The organism is Zymomonas mobilis subsp. mobilis ATCC 10988 (assembly GCF_000175255.2).
GTDB classification, from domain to species: Bacteria; Pseudomonadota; Alphaproteobacteria; order Sphingomonadales; family Sphingomonadaceae; genus Zymomonas; species Zymomonas mobilis.
Map to the genome: position 1 here is coordinate 1,991,073 of NC_017262.1, position 16,475 is coordinate 2,007,547.

At 47.7% G+C, this 16,475-nt stretch carries 12 protein-coding genes and 1 tRNA gene; 6 read left to right on the forward strand and 7 right to left on the reverse strand.

The features are described from left to right. Positions 1-3 precede the first annotated feature (3 nt). Entirely contained in the window at positions 4-2,184 is a 2,181-nt protein-coding gene (locus tag ZMOB_RS08950) for a protein-disulfide reductase DsbD family protein (protein ID WP_014501228.1), read from the reverse strand. 234 nt (positions 2,185-2,418) lie between these two features. Between ZMOB_RS08950 and ggt the strand changes: the two genes are divergently transcribed. Further along, complete coding sequence (ggt, locus tag ZMOB_RS08955) at positions 2,419-4,110, forward strand: gamma-glutamyltransferase (protein ID WP_014501229.1); 1,692 nt, start codon at positions 2,419-2,421, stop codon at positions 4,108-4,110. Between the two features lie 134 nt (positions 4,111-4,244). On the opposite strand, the gene ctrA is transcribed toward ggt, so the two are convergent. The 5 genes from ctrA to ZMOB_RS08980 form a co-directional block, all read right to left on the reverse strand. Continuing rightward, positions 4,245-4,949 carry a response regulator transcription factor CtrA gene (gene ctrA / locus ZMOB_RS08960; protein ID WP_011241171.1) on the reverse strand — a complete coding sequence of 235 codons (705 nt, stop codon included), beginning with the start codon at positions 4,947-4,949 and terminating at the stop codon, positions 4,245-4,247. 186 nt (positions 4,950-5,135) lie between these two features. Continuing rightward, on the reverse strand, positions 5,136-5,831 hold the full coding sequence (locus tag ZMOB_RS08965; protein WP_014501230.1) for a hypothetical protein: 696 nt from the start codon (positions 5,829-5,831) through the stop codon (positions 5,136-5,138). A gap of 9 nt (positions 5,832-5,840) precedes the next feature. Continuing rightward, positions 5,841-7,115 (reverse strand): toxic anion resistance protein, encoded by a 1,275-nt coding sequence (locus tag ZMOB_RS08970; protein ID WP_011241169.1) that lies wholly within the window; start codon positions 7,113-7,115, stop codon positions 5,841-5,843. A gap of 83 nt (positions 7,116-7,198) precedes the next feature. Beyond that, positions 7,199-8,119: a GTPase Era gene (gene era / locus ZMOB_RS08975; protein WP_014501231.1), complete on the reverse strand. Its 921-nt coding sequence runs from the start codon at positions 8,117-8,119 to the stop codon at positions 7,199-7,201. Positions 8,120-8,314: 195 nt separating this feature from the next. Continuing rightward, positions 8,315-9,655, reverse strand: coding sequence for an aspartate aminotransferase family protein (locus ZMOB_RS08980; RefSeq protein ID WP_014501232.1), 1,341 nt, complete (start codon positions 9,653-9,655; stop codon positions 8,315-8,317). A 219-nt stretch (positions 9,656-9,874) separates the two neighbouring features. Here ZMOB_RS08980 and ZMOB_RS08985 point away from each other — a divergent pair, with 219 nt between their 5' ends. The 4 genes from ZMOB_RS08985 to ZMOB_RS09000 all read left to right on the forward strand — a co-directional run bounded on the left by ZMOB_RS08985 (position 9,875) and on the right by ZMOB_RS09000 (position 15,366). Then, positions 9,875-10,885 carry a phosphotransferase enzyme family protein gene (locus tag ZMOB_RS08985; protein ID WP_014501233.1) on the forward strand — a complete coding sequence of 337 codons (1,011 nt, stop codon included), beginning with the start codon at positions 9,875-9,877 and terminating at the stop codon, positions 10,883-10,885. Between the two features lie 203 nt (positions 10,886-11,088). Continuing rightward, positions 11,089-12,159 (forward strand): AraC-like transcriptional regulator QhpR, encoded by a 1,071-nt coding sequence (qhpR, locus tag ZMOB_RS08990; protein WP_011241164.1) that lies wholly within the window; start codon positions 11,089-11,091, stop codon positions 12,157-12,159. 319 nt (positions 12,160-12,478) lie between these two features. Then, positions 12,479-13,888, forward strand: a complete 1,410-nt coding sequence (gene eat / locus ZMOB_RS08995; protein WP_014501234.1) for an ethanolamine permease — start codon at positions 12,479-12,481, stop codon at positions 13,886-13,888. 44 nt (positions 13,889-13,932) lie between these two features. Next, positions 13,933-15,366 (forward strand): outer membrane beta-barrel protein, encoded by a 1,434-nt coding sequence (locus ZMOB_RS09000; protein WP_014501235.1) that lies wholly within the window; start codon positions 13,933-13,935, stop codon positions 15,364-15,366. Between the two features lie 69 nt (positions 15,367-15,435). On the opposite strand, the gene ZMOB_RS09005 is transcribed toward ZMOB_RS09000, so the two are convergent. Then, a tRNA-Thr gene (locus ZMOB_RS09005) sits at positions 15,436-15,511 on the reverse strand. Between the two features lie 153 nt (positions 15,512-15,664). On the opposite strand from ZMOB_RS09005, the gene rnc reads away from it, so the two are divergent. Then, complete coding sequence (rnc, locus tag ZMOB_RS09010) at positions 15,665-16,405, forward strand: ribonuclease III (protein ID WP_011241161.1); 741 nt, start codon at positions 15,665-15,667, stop codon at positions 16,403-16,405. Positions 16,406-16,475: the final 70 nt, after the last annotated feature.

Consider the following 16,475-nt stretch of genomic DNA (forward strand, 5'->3'; position numbering starts at 1 on the left):
TTTTTATTTTCCAAGATTTTGTAATAAGCCTGTTGTCAGAATTTGCGGCAATATCTGAATTTCGCCATCGGCGGGATAATAGAGATAAAGCGGAATACCCGAACGATGCATCTTGGACAGAAAACGGGTAATTTCAGGATCACCATTTGTCCAATCGCCATGCAAGGTAACAATACCCTTCTGCCGGAAAGCCTGACGAGTGCTATCACGATCAATCGCCATTTTCTCGTTGACCTTACAAGTCAGACACCAATCTGCCGAAAAATAGATGAAAAGCGGTTTTTTCTGGCGATGTAATTCTTCAACCGCTTGTTCACTAAAAGGCTCTATCTCCGGCGCATCTTTAGCGTTTTCGACTTTTGGATTTGTCTCACTTGCAATCGGATGGGCAGGGGTAAAAGAACCAATCACCACTGAAAATAGGATCGCTATCGCCGCAGGTAAAAAGCTGTAATTCTTTCCCTTATGTTGGCGTTTTCCTGTCCACCATAACCCTGTTGCCGATATCAGACAGATACCGAAGGCAACAATTAAACCATCCGTTCCGATCTGATGCCCTAATGTCCATCCCAACCACAAGGCAGTGATAAACATCGGAATAGCCAAAATATGGCGCATCGTGGCCATCCATGCCCCGGGTCTTGGCAATAATTTCCGTATCGGCGGGACAAAACCAATCGCCAAAAAGGGCAGTGCCATACCAATACCCAATCCGGCAAAAACCATCAGGGATTCAATCGGTGACAAGACCAAGGCAACCCCGATCGCTGCCGCCATAAAGGGACCCGTGCAAGGGGTCGCAATAAAGGCGGCCAAAGCGCCCGTGGTAAAGGCACCTAAAAGGCTATCCTGTTTTGGATTAGCTCCGCCGTTAAAACTCGGAAGCTCAAATAATCCGGCCAGATTAAAACCAATCATGGCGGTTAAAACCATCAAAGCCAAAACGATATGGGGATATTGCAACTGGAATGCCCATCCAACGGCATGCCCTCCCGCTCGAAACAAAAGAAGTGCCGCACCCAATCCCAAACAGACCATAATCACACCAGCGCTATAGGCTGAGGCTTCTAACCGATGGGCTTTTTCAGGGGCATGGGTGCGGGCAAGGCTCAAGGCCTTCAGGCTCAAGATAGGAAAGACGCAAGGCATGATATTTAAAATCAGCCCACCCAAAAACGCCCCTGCCAAAGCCAACCATAACAGCTTGCCATTATGTCCTTTTCCTACAGAGGGAGTTTCATTTTGTGCTGTATTCTGTTGCGGGGAAGCTGTCGCTTTGGCTTGGCCTTCTTCACTTGATGCCGTCAAAATAACGGGATTTTTGTCCGGTAGAGAGATATTGCCTTTTTGAGCATTGACCAAGAAACCCTTTCCGTCTTTTAAACGGAAAACGCCGGTTATAGCGGAGGGAATAGAGGCTTTTTCCCGCAAGGGCAGGGTCAGAAAAAGGGCGTTACCCTCACGAAGCAAGCGTTGATCGGCACTATAGTCAAACACGCCATCTTGTGACGGGAAAAACCACACGCCATTGATCGTGGTATCAAGCTTTTCGGTTTCGGGATAATCCAGTTTCAGAATGATTTGATTCTGTTGTTGGGCAAATAAAGCCTGCCTTCCAGTTGTTTCTGGTAAAGCCCGTCGAAAGGCCTGAAATAGTTGGCTATTATCCGCTGTAATTTCACCCTTACCGATATGCAGCAACAAATGACGTTCGGCCGTTTCTGGCACACAGCTGGTATCGGTGCAGGCCAACCAATTTAACTGCGCCGATATCGGCAAAGCTGTTCCCACAGGCAAGCCGGCCGGAATATCCAGATCAATCAACAAGCGATAATCATGCTGATAGACATAGCTCATTAAACCGGCGACTTTCATCTTTTCCGGTATCGGATACTGGATAGCCGAGGTTTTAATTTTATAAGGAAAATGCCAGATTATTTCGGTTTCTTGTCCGGCATCACCCCCGTTTTTCCAATAACCATGCCAGCCCTGATGGGGCTTCATTTCCAAGGCTACGGTCACCTTTGTCCCTGCTTTAGGGGTTAAGGTCTCTGCGATAAATTGTGGCTCGATATGCAAATCGCTATCGGACAAAGTCGCGGCAGAAAGGGGATAGATGAAAAGGGCTAAAGCCCAGCAAAAAAGGCAGCCAAAGGCGCGGTAAACGGAGGCCAATATCGTCATAACCCTCACGGTAACATTTCTTTTCATGAAAGCAAGAAAGAACAAGTTTAAGATAGTTCTATCGCAAGTTTATTAAGGGCTGGTCGTTCAGAAATCTTTCTTGTAGGCTCCCCCCATCGGCGTTTTTCAAAGCCCCATCCCAAGACAGAAAGATCAAAAATGGTTTCTCTTCGGCACCGTCCGTTTCTGACGGCTTTTTCTGCGCTTATTGCTTTTTCAAGCAGCCATCTGGCCATGGCACGTCAAACCCAAAAACCGGTGACGGTCACAAAAGAAATCGACTGGTCTGATGTTGCCCATCTGCCTAAAAAATCAACCGCCTCTCACGCTATGGTAGCGGCGGCCAATCCTTTGGCGGTAAAGGCTGGATATGATGTCTTGAAAGCAGGCGGCAGTGCCGTTGATGCAGCGGTTGCTATCCAAGCCGTTTTGGGGCTGGTTGAACCACAAAGTTCAGGCATCGGCGGCGGTGCTTTCATGACCTATTATGATGCCAAAACCCATAAAGTAACGGCCTATAATGGGCGAGAAACCGCTCCGGCTGATGCTACGCCTGATATGTTTTTGGATGATAATAAAAACCCGATTCCGTTTAAACAGGCGGTTGTTTCCGGTCGCGCCACGGGTGTTCCGGGGGCTGTTGCTATGCTGGAATTGGCACAAAAAGAACATGGTATTTTGCCATGGCGTCAATTATTTACGCCTGCGATTGCCCTAGCCGAGCAAGGCTTTACCGTTTCGCCACGCCTTGCCAGCATGATTAACGGCCATTCCCCCGAAGCCTATACCGAAGACGCTATCCGCTATTTTGTTAAAGCTAACGGAGAACGCTATCAGGCCGGTGATATTTTAAAGAATCCTGATTATGCGAATAGTTTGAAGGCCATTTCCGAAAAAGGTTCGGCTGCCTTGCTCACGGGGGCGATTGCACAGGCGATTGTAGATAAAGTCCATCAAGCGCCTTTGGCGGGCAGTATGACGATGGCTGATCTTGCGGGTTATCGCCCGAAAGAAAGCGCCGCTTTATGTAAAGGCTATCATCTCTATGTCGTCTGCACTCCCGATGCGCCTTCAGGTGGCGTTGGGTTGCAAGAGGCTTTAGGCTTGCTCTCACATACCGATATTGATCGCCGCAATGCCGATGATCCGAAAGCATGGTTGGAATTTGCCGAAGCTAGCCGTCTTGCCTATGCTGACCGCGATTATTTTGTCGGTGATCCTGATTTTGTAAAAGTGCCGGTCACCGGATTATTAGACCCTCATTATATCGCCGAAAGGGCAAAATTGATTGGCGATAAAGCCAATCCCCAAGCCCCCAGCCACGGTAATCCCAAAGGCGCGCCCAGCTATAGCATGGATGCAACGGCTGAACCGGGCGGCACAACCCATCTTGTTATTGTCGATAGCAAGGGAAATGCTGTCTCGATGACGACGACGGTTGAAAATATCTTTGGCTCTGGTCGTATGGTGGGCGGTTTCTTCCTAAACAACCAATTGACAGATTTTTCTTTCTCGCCACAGGCCTATGACAATACACCGGCCGCGAATGCTGTTGCGGGTGACAAACGTCCCCGTTCAACGATGGCACCGACACTGGTCTTTAACCAGAAAGGCCAATTTGTCGCTGCCTTGGGTTCACCAGGGGGCAGCTCTATTCAGGCCTACAATCTGAAAGCGATTGTGGCCCTTCTCGATTGGCATATGCCGGTTGATCAAGCCTTGGCGCTTCCCAATCTGGTCGCCCATGGCACGCTTTTTCTTTCCGACCCGTTTCCTGCCAAGGTATCACAAGGCCTGAAGGATTTAGGCGTTACGCTAACACCGGCAGAGCATGAAGAATCCGGCCTTCAAGCGATTATCAAACGGGGTAACTATTACGAAGGCGGTGCCGATATCAGAAGAGAAGGCACGGCCGTCGGCTTCTAAGACATCAAAACACCCCTGTAATCAAAGCGATAACGCTCTGGCTACAGGGGTGTTTAAATCGGTCAAAATATCCTGCTGATAGATACGATTCTTATCGTAACCGATCTAAAGTAAATCCACTCGCAACGGAAATTTTAAGCCTGCTGGCCTTCCAATTCGGCATGTTCTGCTTCGCGCAAGATGTAACCGCGTCCCCAGACCGTTTCGATATAATTTTCGTCAGGATAGGCTTTGTTCAGCTTTTTCCGCAGTTTGCAGACAAAGACATCAATAATTTTTAATTCCGGTTCATCCATCCCACCATAAAGATGGTTCAAGAACATTTCTTTCGTGATGGTGGTGCCTTTTCTCAAAGACAGCAATTCCAATATGGCATATTCTTTACCGGTCAGATGAACAGGCTTGTTATCAATCTCGACTGTTTTACTATCAAGATTGACGGTTAAACGGCCTGTTTTAATAATTGACTGGGAATGGCCTTGGGAACGGCGAACAACGGCTTGAATACGGGCAATCAATTCTTCCTGATGGAAAGGCTTGGTCAAATAATCATCAGCCCCAAAGCCCAAAGCCCGCACTTTGGATTCCATTTCGGCAATACCAGACAATACAATGATCGGCGTTTTTACCTGCGCCGTCCGTAACGTCTTTAATACTTCATAGCCATGCATATCGGGCAAATTGAGATCAAGACAAATGATATCATAATCATACAGCTTGCCCAGATCGATGCCTTCTTCGCCAAGGTCTGTCGTATAGACATTGAAACGCTTTTTCGTCAGCATCAATTCGATAGATTTCGCCGTTGTCGGCTCATCTTCTATCAATAAAACACGCATTCTCCATTCCCCGTTATAGCTGTCATACTATTATTATAGTTGACAGGTTAACTACGCCCCCTGCCATCAACTATCTTTTTCCTAGATATCTCCGTATCTTTGATGAAAAAGAAAGAAAGCCAGCATTCCATGAATTTTTATTATGTGATCAAAAAGAAGAATGCTGACATCTATAATAATTTACGATCAAGATTCTGTTTTATATTTTAACTCTAAAAAGCGCTGCTGAGTAGCCAATTTATCAAGATCATGATGGGCAAGCTCTTCTTCTATGCGACCTAGTGCCTGATTGATCACATCTAGGCCGGTTGCAAGCTGTGAATCAGGGCTATCCAGACCAGCGCGTTTCTGTGTTCTTAAGTTAACGGGTATTTCGACATAGCCTTTAACCAATTCCGGCATTTCTTCACTGACCAATTTTCGCATCTGGGTCGCTGTCGGATCATCTTCCGGCAGTTTTTCGGTGACAGAGGACAAATGCGATAATTTATCAAGGATCGATTCTGCCAAAGGACGGGCAGGCGGCGGCAAAGCCTGTTTCTGGGCTGACAGCCATGAAGCGGCCTGCGACGGTAATTGTTTTAAAGACTGTTTTTGCAAATTTTCAATTTTAACCGGACGCGGCAAGGGCAGGGTCAAAGGTGCCAAAATACTCCCCAAGACCAAGGCCGCAAAAGTCAGGATAATACCAGAAATGCCCAGCGGATGGATAAAACCAATAATAAAGGCGGCCAGTATAATCGCCGCATCCGTTACACATAGCCGCTTTAGTCGCCGTCCTAACAGGCTTTTCTTTGCAAAGGCGCGGCTTGCTTCTTGACCATCCCGAAGCCTTGCCAAAACAGCCTGCGCTTCCAAAAGTATTTGCTGATTACTGGCCATTTATTTCCCTTACAAAGGCTTGAACGGATCTCCTGTCGGAACCGTTTTAGAAGCCGCCGCCGCAGGCGGTGCATTTTTGTCCTCTGCCTGCATCAACTGTTTCATTGCTTGGTCTTGACCTTGGCCGGAACCTTGCGCCCGCGCAATATAACCGCGTGATTTCTCAATTTCGTCAGACAAGACATCGACCGTCTGTTTCATCGAAGACAAGGCTTGGACTTTATATTGGTCAATAGAATCCATGGTTGCATAGATATTGCTAAAGGCACGCTTCAGAACATCGAGTGGGATCGTTGCCGATGCCGCTTGTTTCTGAATCTCTCCGGTCTGGTTTCTTAACATTTCGCCAGTGGAATCGATAATATTCGCCGTCGTGCTGTTCAAAGCATTGATCTGTTCCAGAACAAGCTTTTGGTTGGTCAAAGCCTGCGCCACGGTCACGGCTGTTTTTAGGGCGGCCACTGTCGTTGTCGAAGCGCGATCAACCCCTTTAATCAGTTCGATATTATTCTTTCTGACCAGATCCAATGCCAGATAGCCCTGAACACTCACGGCTAATTGGGTCAAAAGATCTGTTACCCGTTGCCGGACATAGAACAGCGCGCTTTCCCGCAAGGTCTTGGCTTTGGCTGGATCGCTGATGTCCAGCTCATGACTTTTGGCTTCCAACTGGCTATCCAGCGTTTTCGCCATATAAATCATCTGTTCCAGACGTTCCAACGTCGCCCATAAGGTCTGGCGCTCAACGTCAATCGCCGCATTATCTTTCAACAATTCATCCTTACCGCTTTCAAGACTGGTAAGAATGGTGCCGATATGGGATTGCGCCGATTTATAGCTGTCGAAATAATCGCGGAGCTTGTTTCCGAAAGGAATAATACCAAAAATCTTCTTGGGCGCCGTTAAATCACCGCGTTTTCCGGGATCAAGGTCTTCGATCACCCGCCGCAACTGGGCAAGATTGGAACCAATGGGGCTACTGCCATCCATGGCTTTAACCGGACGATCCAAAAAACGATTAGATTGATTGGCGGCTTCCCGAATTTCATTGCGTCCCAGATTGATGATAGAATCAACTTTTTTGCCAAATTCGGGGCTATTGGGATTTTCGGCCACCAGTTCTTCAATAAAGCCGCTCACCTTGGCTTCAAGCTGGCTTTTTTTGCCATCATCCAATGGGACTAAACCATCGGCTTTTTCTGTCGAAACGGGTGGAACAGGATCAGGGGGAGTTAGCTTTAAATCAGCATTATTCTGACCAGCGGCATTATTTTCTGTAACCATCAAGCGGCACTCCCCAACTATCCATCTGTAAAATCTGGCCTTTTATTTCCGGTCTTCAAGAGACGAAAAGAAATTTAACGCTTTTACCTGACCCATTCCAAACCGATTTCATTATAAATGTCGCGATCTTCATCCCATCTCGGGCTGACTTTAACATGCAGGAATAGATGAACTTTGCAGCCTAAAATCTGGGATAATTCGGCACGGGCTTTACTGCCGATTTCTTTCAGCCTTGCACCATGATGACCGACAACAATCGCCTTTTGGGAATCGCGGGCGATCAAGATTTGCTGATGAATAGCGACCGAACCATCTTTCCGCTCTTCATATTTTTCGGTTTCAACTGCGGCGGCATAGGGTAATTCATCATGAAGCTGTAAAAAGATTTGTTCGCGGGTAATTTCTGCTGCCAACATACGATCCGTGACATCTGACACCTGATCTTCTGGGAAATGCCATGGGCTTTCCGGCATCATATCCGCCAAAGAACGCTTAAGATCGGCGACCCCATCTCCGGTTGTGGCCGAAACCATAAACAAGGCTTCCGGCTTGATCGCTTCATAAAGCTTTTGTGCCAAAGCCAGTAATTCAGCTTTCGGGGTGATATCGACTTTATTCAGAATAATAACTTTGGGTTCTTTACGGGCGGCAACAGCTTCCACCAAAGGTTCAATTCGGCGGGTAAGACCAGAAGAGGCATCCACCACCAAAGCCACGAGATTGGCACCTTCGGCACTGCCCCAAGCGGCGGCAACCATCGCGCGATCAAAACGCTTTTTCGGGGTAAAAATACCGGGCGTATCCACTAACAAGATCTGGGTCTGATCCTGCAAGGCAATACCCATTAAACGGGCGCGGGTTGTCTGCGCCTTGGGGCTGATAATGGCAATTTTCTGGCCAACCAACGCATTAACAAGGGTTGATTTACCAGCATTCGGCGCACCCACAATGGCGACCAGACCGCAATGCTGGGTATTCTCTGAAGGCGTATTCGTATCTTTCATTCTTTCTTCATAGAGAGAAGCGGGACGGAAAGGAATACCGCTTCTTTTCCGGTATTATCCTTCTCTCTTTTTATTTGTGATAGAGGCATAATCACCATTCAAATGACAGGCTCTCTTCGCAAAGACGTTGATAAAAAGGCCGCCTGCCACAACAGAACGGCCTTTTCAGATTAAATAGAAGCAAGCCGACGACTGTTACCGACCTAATTTGGTCAGACTGCGATCAAGCGCTCCGGTTAACCAATCAATATCGCCACTCTGGAAGGCCAGAGGTGGCCGCAATTTCAGAACATTACCATAAGGCCCAGCAACCGAGGTCAGAACATGTTCGTCGCGAAGCGCTTCGATCAGATCGAGTGCCAATTCTTTATCCGGTTCTTTGCTGTTGCGATCTTTCACCAATTCAAAACCGATGAACAGACCGGCACCCCGAACATCTCCAACGGATTCATGCTTATCTTGCAGTTTTTTCAGTTCACCCAAAAGTTCAGCCCCGACTTTTTGGGTATGGGTCTGAAGATTTTCTTCCTTGATGACATTCAAAACGGCAGAGGCCGCCGCCATTGAAACCGGATTGCCGCCGAATGTGTTGAAATAAGGGACATGGTTACTAAAGGCTTCCATCACTTCCTTGCGGGCGAAAAGACCGGAAACCGGAATACCATTCCCCATCGGTTTTCCCGTTGTTACGACATCGGGAATTAAGCCATGCCGCCCAAATCCCCAGAAAGATTCACCGGTTCTAACAAAGCCCGGCTGCACTTCATCGGCAATGAAAATACCGCCATTTTTGTGGACGACATCAATCGCCTCTTTCAAAAATCCGGCTTCACCTGGCAAGACACCATCCGAAGAGAAAATCGAATCCGCCATAAATCCGGCAAATTTGATGCCATGGGCAGCCATATCATCAATCTGCTTTTGCATTTCGGCGGCAAACCATGCACCGGCATCTTGTCCTGCCAAACGATAATGGTCAGGCGCAGGCACCAAACGCGTATTCGGGGACAAATTTTGACCGCTACCAAGGGCAGGGGATGCGCCAGAGGTCAGAAAACTGGTACCGTGATAGGATTCCTGCGTCACGATAATGCCGGTTCCACCCGACCATTCACATGCGATCCGCATTGCCAGATCATTGGCTTCGGATCCGGTGCACATATACATAGCGCGATTGATTTCTTCCGGCATGGTTGCCAAAATCGCTTCGGAATAATCAAGGATCGTTTCATGCAAATAGCGGGTATGGGTATTCAACCGGCCCATCTGCTCATAAACCGCTTCGATAACGGCAGGATGGCAATGACCGATGCTGGCAACATTGTTATAAACATCCAGATATTTATCACCATTGGCATCCCATAAATAAGCCCCTTTTCCGCGCACCAGATGGACAGGACGGCGATAAAAAAGGCGATAGGATGCGCCCAAAAGATCTTTACGGCGCTCGGTCAGGGAACGCGTTGCCTCATCCAAAGCGGCGGCATGTTCATCCCGAAAACTGTTCGTGTCCATAATGGTAGAGCGACTTGACACAGTATTCTCCTTTTCAGGATTAAAAAGAAAACTAATGTTCCAATTATGTCAGTCGTCCTTGAAACAAACTTGACGGCAGAAGACATTCTTAATTTTTTTATGTCAAAAGTTTCGTCTTTTATTTCTTTGCGGTCAAAAAAGGGTCGTCTCCAGCCAAGTTATAAATCTCAACCTCTTCTTATCATGACTCCAGAAAATAAACGTTCAGGAGTCTGCCACATGAATTCCCGACATGCCGATAATCTCGACACCTCCATTCTTTCCCAATTGGCAGCGCAAGCAATGGAGGCCTATCCTAAAGCCTATCAGGGAAAAATCCGGCTTTTAACGCGTTCGGAAAATGCGACTTTTCACATTGCGGCATCTTCCGGTGAAAATTATGCCCTGCGCCTGCACCGTCCCCATTATCACGATAAACAAAGCATTACGGGCGAATTGGCATGGCTGAAAGCGTTACAGGAAGATATCGGTTTAACGGTGCCGCAAGCTATTCCTGACCGCGATGGGGAAGTGATTCAAACCCTAAAAGCGCCCGATGGCGCGCTGCGCTATGCGGTGCTTTTCAACTGGGTCGAAGGCGAAATGCCAACGGCTGATCTTGACCCTTCGCTGTTCCAAAGACTGGGCGAAGTGACCGCCCATCTGCATCAGCATAGCCAACGCTGGGAAAAGCCGGATAATTTCAAACGTCTTATCTGGAATCATGAAAATATGGTGGGTGCCGACGGCTATTGGGGCGATTGGCGCGCCACTCCGGGGCTAGATTCAAACGGCATTATCATTATGCGTGAAGCTATGGAGCAAATCGGGCAATCCTTGGAAAAATTTGGCCAATCTTCCGACCGTTACGGCCTTATCCATGCGGATTTAAGATTAACCAATATTCTTATCCATGAAGGCGATACAAGGGCGATTGACTTTGATGACTGCGGCACTGGATGGTTTCTGCATGATCTCGCTGCGGCGATCAGTTTTGAAGAACATAATCCGGCCGCGCCTTTATGGGTCGAAAATTGGCTGAAAGGCTATGATCGAGTTCAGTCCCTTTCTCGGGAAGAAATTGATATTCTTCCAGCGCTTTTCGCCCAAAGAAGAATCCAAATGACGGCATGGGTTGGATCTCATGCGGATACCGATATGGCGCGCAGTTTAGGGGGCGACTGGCTGGCACATACGGTGCGCTTATGCCGTGACTATCTTGACGGAAAAACACCGCTTGGTGCTGCCTAAAAAACGATCCAATCCAGACTCTCTTTTCAGACTTCCAATCTCTTCCTTCATAAAATTTCACTATTTTATAAGGAAGAGATTTTTTTAAATTTTATATTGCAATTTGATGACATAATATGATGTTATCCATTTAGGATATAATTTTGGGCATATTCATAGACTCATTATCCTGATGAACCGCATGCCAAGGAAAGTCTGGAAATATGACATCTTCTCTAAATACAGCTTTCTCGAAAACCCTCTCTTCCTTTGAAGAAGTCCATCATGGTGTTCTTGCCGCCGCTGGAAGCGGACTTGGCGATTTTATTAAAAAAACAGGCGGCGATGCTGACCGTGTCTTTGGGTCATGCGGCGTGGATCCGGCGATTATGGAACGCCCAACACACAGCCTTAGCCTCACCAATTATTGCCGCTTAATGGAAGAAGCCGCAATCGATTCCCAAAATGGTAATTTCGGGTTGCATTATGGCAAGCAATTCCAGCCACAAAATCTTGGGTTAATCGGTTATATCGGTCTCTCTTCTCCGACATTGGGTGACGCCCTTTCCAATGTTGCAAAAGATTTTCACTGGCACCAACATGATACCTTAACCCGCTTTGTAAAACGGGAAAATCAATGGCATTTTGAATATCAGGTCAGACATGGTGCCATTACAAGACGGCGGCAGGATGCCGAGCTTTCTATGGGGATGATTCTGAATATCATCCGCAGCGCGCTTGGTTCTAAATGGACGCCGCAAGAGGTCAATTTTGAACATTATCGGCCAGAACAGGCACATGAACATGAAAAAGTGTTTGGTGCGGCAGTCTGGTTTGAACAACCCTGCAACTCTATTGTGCTTTCTGAAAAAGACTTGATGCGCCCGATGCCGGGTTATGAACCGGTCTTATTAACGGTAATGCGGGAAACCATCCGCCGTCTAAATCGCCATAATGTGCCGCAATCATTCCCTGAACGGGTGAGGGCGATCATCCGTATCATGCTGCCCCAAGACGACTTTTCTCTTGAAAAGATTTCCGAAAAAATGGCGATGACGCCTTGGTCTTTGCAACGGCGGTTGAAAGAAGAAAATGTCACTTTTCTCACGTTGATAGATTCCGTCCGCAAAGAAATGGCTATCGACTATATGAAGCAACCTCATCTAACGATTTCAGATATTACTTTTATGCTGGGCTATTCCGAGGTCTGCGCGCTTTCACGGGCTTTTCGGCGCTGGTTCGGTGTCAGCCCCCGTGCATGGCGTAAAAATTATGCCAGTAATGCCAAGGCCTGAATAAAAGGTCGCTGATAACACATAATAGGGCTTTGTTTTGATCCTGCACCGGAATTTTTCCGTGCGGGATAATTTTTATACCGCCTCTCGCATCCTTATTTCGTCCCTCTCACTTACCAGAAAACCCTTTTGATAAGCCGCTTTTGGGTTATTCCTCTTAATCGACAGAGTTCTTTAAAAACGGTAAATTATCACGAAAGATTAAAATTTATTTTCAATAAACAACAAATTGTCATTAAGGGTCAAGTTTATATGCTTTCATTGCCGATATGGTTTTCTTGTGACTATAGAAAATCCGGTAAGGGGAGAGTCCTCCAAGATGCCAGAAAAATCTCCGAAGCTTTCAAAAACGCTTAGCTCTTTTCATCTCTGGGGCATCGCCGTTGGCCTTGTGATCTCAGGTGAATATTTTGGCTGGAGCTATGGCTGGGCGACCGCGGGAACCATGGGTTTTCTGATCGCGACGGTTATTGTTGCGGCTATTTATACCAGTTTCATTTTCAGCTTTACAGAACTCACCTGCTCTATTCCGCAGGCAGGGGGGCCTTTCGCCTATAGCTTTCGGGCTTTAGGTAAATGGGGTGGTGCCATTGCCGGTATGGCAACCTTGGTTGAATTTTTATTCGCCCCTCCGGCTATTGCTCTAGCCATTGGTTCCTATCTCAATGTGCAATTTCCGTCACTTTCTCCCAAAATGGCGGCGGCCTGTGCTTATATCGTTTTCATGGCTTTGAATATCGTGGGTGTCAGAATCGCCGCGACATTCGAGCTTTTCATCACTGTTGCCGCTATTTTTGAATTACTGGTTTTCATGGGGGTCGTTGCACCTGCTTTTTCATGGGAACAATTCCTGCATGACGGCTGGGGTGTTGCCAGCCATTTCGACATTCAGGCCATTGGCGGGATATTTGCTGCTGTGCCTTTTGCGATCTGGTTCTTTCTGGCAATTGAAGGGGTCGCTATGGCCGCTGAAGAAGCCAAAAATCCCCGCCGTTCTATCCCGATCGCTTATACCGCTGGTATCTTAACGCTGGTTTCTCTTGCTTTCGGTGTGATGGTTTTTGCTGGTGGTTCTATGGATTGGCATCAGCTTGCCAATTTGAACGATCCACTACCTCAAGCGATGAAACATGTGGTCGGCGCGCATAGCGGCTGGTTGCATATGCTTGTTTTCCTCGGGTTGTTCGGGCTAGTTTCTTCCCTGCATGGTATCATCATGGGCTATGGTCGCCAGATTTTTGCCTTGGCAAGGGCAGGTTTTCTTCCGGCAACGCTTGGGAAATTACATATCAAACTGCAAACCCCTTATGCCGCGACTATCGCCGGTGGTTTAGTCGGTATCGCCGCTATCTTTGCCGATGATGTTCTTTCTTTCGGCGGTCATTCTCTGACGGCTATTCTGGTAACAATGTCGGTTCTTGGCTCGCTTACCATGTATGTGTTGAGCATGGCCAGCCTGTTCCGCTTGCGTCAAACCATGCCGGATTTACCACGCCCTTACAAAGCGCCTCTTTATCCTTTCTTGCCTGCCTTGGCGCTGATTGGGGCTTTCTTCCTGCTCGCCGCCGTTATTTACTATAATGCCGGCATTTCCTTCATCTATGCGCTTTTAATGTGCATTGCCTGCCCGCTTTGCCTTTACAGCTACAAGCGGAGCCAAAACAAAAAAACAGAAGAAAACGATATCACGACATCTGCTATTCTCGCTGCCGAGGGGGCGGAAGAATAAGCGGTCAACGCAGCGACTGTTTTTGTGAAAAAAGGATGTCCGACATGCGCTATTACACCTTATCTTTTTGCTTTGGTTGCTGTCTTATCGGCATGGTCGGCGTGCAATCGCCTGCCTTGGCAGAAGTCCAAACGGGCGATACGCCAACGCCACCGGCCGAACTTTTGCAAAAGGCTGCTCCTGACAAAGCTGACTATGAACAGTCACAAGACCCTGATTTACCCGCTCTTGAAGCGGGAAATCTGTTTCATAGTAAAGGCGGAAAACTTTCTTATTGGGACGGCCTTGTCGGTCATGCCATGATCGAAGGGGGTGCGAATGGAAACCCTGTTACCCATTCAGGCCGCAACTTCGGGCAGTATTTTACTGATAAATCCAATACAGGTACGCTTAACCAGATCACGGCTTCTATTTCTCATCCCGTAACCCCAATCGGAAAAGGCTATGGCATCGGCTTTGTTGTGGAAATGCTCTACGGTTCCGATGCGCGGGTCGATCCTACCTTAGGCATGGGGGACGGCGCTTTAAAAGGCGGCTATCAATGGGCGCCAACTCAGGCGCATATTGATGTTCATACCCCTTGGCTTTTCAAACATGGTATCGATTTCCAAATCGGGCAGATGTATGGCTTGATGGGGGTCGAAGGTATCCCAGCCCTTGCACGTCCCTTCTACAGCTACAACTACAGTTCGGATTATATCGTTCCCTTTGAAACGGTAGGGATCGTCGCGACAATGCATGTCTCTCGCGATATTGATTTCCTGCTTGGTATTGATTCCGGTAACGCGTCTACTTTCGGTAATGCGACCGTCAATAAACAACCCAAAGGTTATGCGGGTCTCGTCTTTAAAAACCTGATGGATAACAAAATGACCATCCGCGCCATTTCCCATTTAGGGCCCGCGGGTAACTCCGGCACCGCTGTAACCTCGGCTGATGGCTGGACGAGTGCTGGTATCGGTTCGGCTGCCAATAAACTGATGCAATATAATGTTGAAGTCAGCATGAGCTATCGCTTCACGGATAAAGTCACCTTTACAGAAGACATCATCGTCGATCGGGATGAATCCATCCGCGACACCGCTTATGGCTTCACCTCTTATGTGGCATGGGATTTACGGAAAAACCTAACTCTGAATTTCCGTGGAGAAATCTTCCGTGATAATACTGGCGGGGTCATTACCCAATTTATTGGTAGCGATTCCTACAGAAGTTACCTCAGAAATCGGCCTTATGCTTATTACAGCGCCCCCGCGACCACTTATGGCGAGCTGACCGCTGGCGTGTCATGGAAACCGCCGGTTATCAACGATCATCTGGGGAAGGGGACTTTCACTTTACGGCCAGAACTCCGACTGGATAGATCTTTAAACGGCACACATCCCTTTAACAGAAGTGCTTCGGTCATGAATCCGGTGGTTACAAACGGAACCCGAAATATGTTCTGGGTCAGTTGTGACGCGATCCTCAGTTTCTGATCTTCGAACAGAAAGGGCATCTATCTTAATTTAAAGGGGGGATAATGAATAAAGGTGGTATCAAATAAATGGTGCCGGGTGAGGGACTCGAACCCCCATGGTCGCTACTTACAAGGTAGGTGCCTAACCATTCGGCCAACCCGGCAGTGATTCGTCTTTCCAGTAAAGCATTTTGATAGAAAAGGGAATCGCTACTTCGCAAAAAAAATCAATTTTTTCCAAATTTTTATAACTTTTCAAGCTGTTGCAGGATTCCTCTCCATAAAAAACATTTTCCTCGAGAGAGGAGGCATCTTTTTTGGCTGATAAACGCTTTTTTGGAACAAAGACGTTTCCTAATCAAGAAAAGGCTTTAAAAGCTAAGATTATGAATAATGATGCTTTCATAAGCTGGATTGAAAAAAATTTAGGCCATCGGCCTAAAGATCCGGCCTTGTTTTTACGAGCCATGACTCATCCCAGTCATGGCAACAGCGATTATCAAAGATTAGAGTTTTTAGGCGACCGTGTTTTAGGATTGGTCATTGCCAATTGGTTATACGACCTGTTCCCTCGCGAACCGGAAGGCAAATTGTCCCGACGATTAAACAGCCTTGTTTCAGGGGCTAGCTGCGCCAGCATTGCGCGGATTGTCGGACTTCCTCAATGGCTCCGTCTGGGAAAACAGGCGCGCGATGACGGCGCGGCGGCCTCTGACAATGTCTTGGGCGATGTGATGGAAGCCATGATTGGTGCCATCTTCTTGGAATCCGGTATCGAAGCCGCAGGCAAACTTATTCATAAATACTGGGCGCCTTTGGTGACGGGACAGGAATCCGCCCCGAAACATCCGAAATCGGCTTTGCAGGAATGGGCAGCCGCCCATAACCGCCGCCCGCCTGTTTATGAAATTGTCAGTCGGACAGGCCCCCAGCATAATCCTTGCTTTACCATTCAGGTTTCTATTGCCGGTGTCGGTGAAGCCAGTGCCGAAGGCTCTTCAAAGCAGGAAGCCCAAACGGCTGCTGCTCAAGCGCTTTTGGATATTTTGGCGCAATAACAAGGACGGCTTAAAGCCTGCCCGCTTTTACCATTGACCGAATACAGGCCAAGGGAACAGCTCTATTCTT